We start from the raw sequence: 3083 nt of genomic DNA, 5'->3' as shown, positions 1-3083 counted from the left end.
GTTTCGGGGCGGCGATTCGATACGGTCAGAGCCGGTATTGATAAGTACGCATAATGTATATTACGTCAAATTAGAAAGGTACTGAGAAAAGCAGCCTAAAGCCGCACCGCGCCACGTCCGACACAACCGCATGGACCTCAGCACCTACGGGCTCTCCGTGATGCTGCTATCGCAGCTCACGGGCGTCCACCCTGACACCGCGCGACGCTGGAAACGCGCCGGCAAAGTACCGGCGCATTACGCGCAATTGCTGGCACTACGCCTCGGAGGCGATCTCGGCTCGATTACCGGCAGTTGGTCGGGCTTCAAACTGGACAGCGGCCAGCTATGGACACCAGAAGGCCGCAGCGTCACCACCGGCGACATCCGGGCCATTCCCTACACGCGCGAACTCGTGCACGAACTGCAGAAGCAACTGGCCGAGCCGCAGCAATGGAAGCTGTTCTAGAGTTCGCCGGCCGCATAACGGCGCTCGAATTCTCGACGCGCGCGAATGTGCGCGTTACCGCATTCAACCGAGGTCGATTCCAGGCACTGCGGCGACGGCTGATAGAACGCCGCCCACGCCGCATCCTTTCGACGCTCAGCGGTCAACTGCGCCTGCCTTCGATCCGCTGCGATCTGCTGTGCGCGCACTTCCTGTCGCCTTCGCCGTTCCTGATCGTCACGACGCGACTGCGCCGCTTGCTGCGCACGTTGCTGCATCGAATCCAGCGACTGTTGTACGGCAACGTTGACCTGCGACATCTGATGACGCACCACGGCAGCCGCCACGAGCCAGAGCATCAACACGCCCAGAAAGATACCGAACGCGATCTTCGCAACACCAGAAAGAAAGCCAGCCTCGTCTTCAGGCTCATCGCCAAAGGGAGATCGTCGAAGCATCGGGTCCATCCGACGGACTCTGCAGGCACGTGCAGCAGCTCGTCAGCGACGCGGCTCACAGAAACGACGGTGACCTTCAAGCGACGCGCCAACCGGCCAGACGGCCGGCTCCGCAGATTGTCACGCCGCTTGAGGATAGATCGCGACGGAATTCAGACCGCTGTGATAGCGACGGCGGGACGAACCGGCTGCACCCGCATTCTCCTAGTTGGGGGGGCGGGATCGGTGAGCCCCCCAACTAGGAGAATCCACATGCAGCCGATCATCTATCGTCCCTCATACGAAATCACACTCATCAACCGCCGTTACCATTATTTCGGTGTGGTGAAAGACGCCGAAGGCGAAATCATCTGGTCATCCATCTTCGTCTTTGATCGCGCACAGGAAGCACTCATCGACGCAACAGCGAAGGCGGATGCACTCTACGCCGCTGACGGAGCCCCCTTCTAGGGGGCTTTTTTCAGCCGCCCGCGCCGAGAGACGGCACTGCAAAGCGCGGGCGCTGATCTTCGACCGCTGGACGCCAGATGCCCTTGAGCGTCCACCACTGCCGCTCATACTCGCAGCGCCATTCGAGGCGAGACTGCATACAGTCGCCGGCCGGAATCCAGACTTCCGCGCCCTTATCATCCACCAGCACCGCCCAGGCATTCGCGGGATCGTTGGACGCGAACACTGCAGCAACGCGGAAGGATCGCGCGGGCGCGGTGCCGATTCTACGCGCGACCAGCCGCGACGACGGCGCACCGGCGGCGGTAGCTCCGCTCGCGCCGCTCGGTGCGCTCGCGACCTCATCACGTCCGAAGATATCGGCCAGCGTGCCGCCGGCCCACCACAGAGCGAGCAGGCACGCGACACCGGCCGCGAGAATGCCGGGCCGCTTCCAGACGTTGCCGCGTGTATCGACTGACTTCTCTTGCGCGTCATCGCCCTCCGCCTTACTCATGGTGTGCGACTTATAGAGGCGAAAAATCTTTTCTTCGTACCGCCCCAGCGTCATGCGAATCTGATTCGACTGCGGCGGATTCGAACCCGTCGCCGGACCATGGAAGATGCGAACCCGAAACGAGCCATCCGCGCCCAGGTGGCCGAGCTTCGTATGCACGAAGGTTTGCTCCACCAACTGGCGCGCGAACATGCCGACCTGTGCCAAGTCTTGCGTCACAAACACAATCTGCGTCGAGCGTCCCTGCGCATCGACCATGTGACGATGCTCCGCCAGCAACCGCTTGAACGGTTGCGGCACCTTATCGACCTTTTGGCCCGCCGGAAAAATCTTCCAGAGTTCGTCCATGATCAACACGCAACCGTGCGGCGCGTAGTCGTCAATCGATTCCGGTTGCTGGCACACCAAGTCCATCGGGAACTCGCGCAGCTCGCCCGTCGTCACTTGCTCGCGAATGCGATCCTCATACAGCGGGATATTCGTGACGACCACGCGCCCGGCTTTCAGCGCAGGCAGAATCTGATTAGCGACAACGCCGTACGACTTGCCCGAGCCGGGTAGGCCGGTGTACGCAAAAATGCTCACCCGACCACCGGCAAGCGACGGATCGCGAAGCGCAGCACGTACGCGACGGCAACGAACGTCATGCCGGTGCCGAGCTGCAGCGGCCCGCCGAAATACGCAATCGCCGGATCGAGCCCGGACACCCAGCTTTCAAGATTCGCCATGAAGCCAGGCGCCGGAATCGCTTCGATGACCGTCGCGAGCCCATCAAGCAGCAATTCCCACAGTTTGCGCGGAACCCACAACAGCAGCTCAACGAACCAATCGAGTATTCGCTGCAGGAATTCTATGAGCTTGTCCATGTCATGCACTCAAGACGATTCGCGTCGCCACCCATCCCCAGATCAGGAGAAAGACCGCCGACAGTACCGGACTGACCTCCTCCCAGATATCGCACATCGGACCCGACAGGCTGTAATCCTCGCTGAACGCAGAAAGCGTCCAATTCGGACACGCGCCCGCCGGCATCGCCGCACCCGCACCGAGAATCGGCGCGACTATCGGCGCGTCCTGAATCCGCGAGAAGAACGCAGAGGCACACTCCCCGAACGTGCACACCTCATCAAACTCGCCAGCGTTAGGCAGTGAACCGTCGCAGGTTGCACCCTCCGGACACGAATCATCCCCCTCCTCTCCGCCTTCGTCGCCGTCACTCCGGTGCGCGCCCCGGTCAAGCTGCCGTGACCAG

Annotated in this window: 5 protein-coding genes and 1 pseudogene; 2 read left to right on the top strand and 4 right to left on the bottom strand. The window is 61.7% G+C overall.

Features of this window, described 5'->3' with window-relative positions:
* Positions 1-130: 130 nt before the first annotated feature.
* A complete protein-coding gene (locus V7D81_RS23020; protein WP_324320732.1) occupies positions 131-448 on the top strand; it encodes a DUF3653 domain-containing protein in 318 nt (105 codons plus the stop codon).
* Here V7D81_RS23020 and V7D81_RS23015 read toward each other — a convergent pair.
* Positions 445-894, bottom strand: coding sequence for a hypothetical protein (locus tag V7D81_RS23015; RefSeq protein ID WP_324320730.1), 450 nt, complete (start codon positions 892-894; stop codon positions 445-447). The two genes, V7D81_RS23020 and V7D81_RS23015, sit on opposite strands and share 4 nt — an antisense overlap.
* A 243-nt stretch (positions 895-1137) precedes the next feature.
* On the opposite strand from V7D81_RS23015, the gene V7D81_RS23010 reads away from it, so the two are divergent.
* The gene (locus V7D81_RS23010) at positions 1138-1335 is read left to right on the top strand and encodes a hypothetical protein (RefSeq protein WP_324320728.1); all 198 of its coding nucleotides are present in this window, start codon (positions 1138-1140) and stop codon (positions 1333-1335) included.
* A gap of 10 nt (positions 1336-1345) precedes the next feature.
* Here the strand turns inward: V7D81_RS23010 and V7D81_RS23005 are convergent, their stop codons facing one another.
* From V7D81_RS23005 to V7D81_RS22995, 3 genes and pseudogenes are all read right to left on the bottom strand, one after another.
* On the bottom strand, positions 1346-2416 hold the full coding sequence (locus V7D81_RS23005) for a zonular occludens toxin domain-containing protein (protein WP_324320726.1): 1071 nt from the start codon (positions 2414-2416) through the stop codon (positions 1346-1348).
* Positions 2413-2697 (bottom strand): hypothetical protein, encoded by a 285-nt coding sequence (locus V7D81_RS23000; RefSeq protein ID WP_324320724.1) that lies wholly within the window; start codon positions 2695-2697, stop codon positions 2413-2415. The genes V7D81_RS23005 and V7D81_RS23000 overlap by 4 nt, the downstream gene beginning before the upstream one ends.
* 1 nt (position 2698) lies before the next feature.
* A pseudogene (locus V7D81_RS22995) lies at positions 2699-3083 on the bottom strand (hypothetical protein); the annotation flags it as partial.

The sequence above is a fragment of the Povalibacter sp. genome, from assembly GCF_036735925.1.
Taxonomy (GTDB): Bacteria; Pseudomonadota; Gammaproteobacteria; order Steroidobacterales; family Steroidobacteraceae; genus Steroidobacter.
This window is presented reverse-complemented; position numbering and strand designations above follow the sequence as displayed.

What these genes read in the sequence shown, in the direction of transcription:
- V7D81_RS23020 (WP_324320732.1), top strand. Translation starts at nt 131, where the DNA reads ATGGACCTCAGCACCTACGGGCTCTCCGTGATGCTGCTATCGCAGCTC.
- V7D81_RS23015 (WP_324320730.1), bottom strand. Translation starts at nt 894, where the DNA reads ATGGACCCGATGCTTCGACGATCTCCCTTTGGCGATGAGCCTGAAGAC.
- V7D81_RS23010 (WP_324320728.1), top strand. Translation starts at nt 1,138, where the DNA reads ATGCAGCCGATCATCTATCGTCCCTCATACGAAATCACACTCATCAAC.
- V7D81_RS23000 (WP_324320724.1), bottom strand. Translation starts at nt 2,697, where the DNA reads ATGGACAAGCTCATAGAATTCCTGCAGCGAATACTCGATTGGTTCGTT.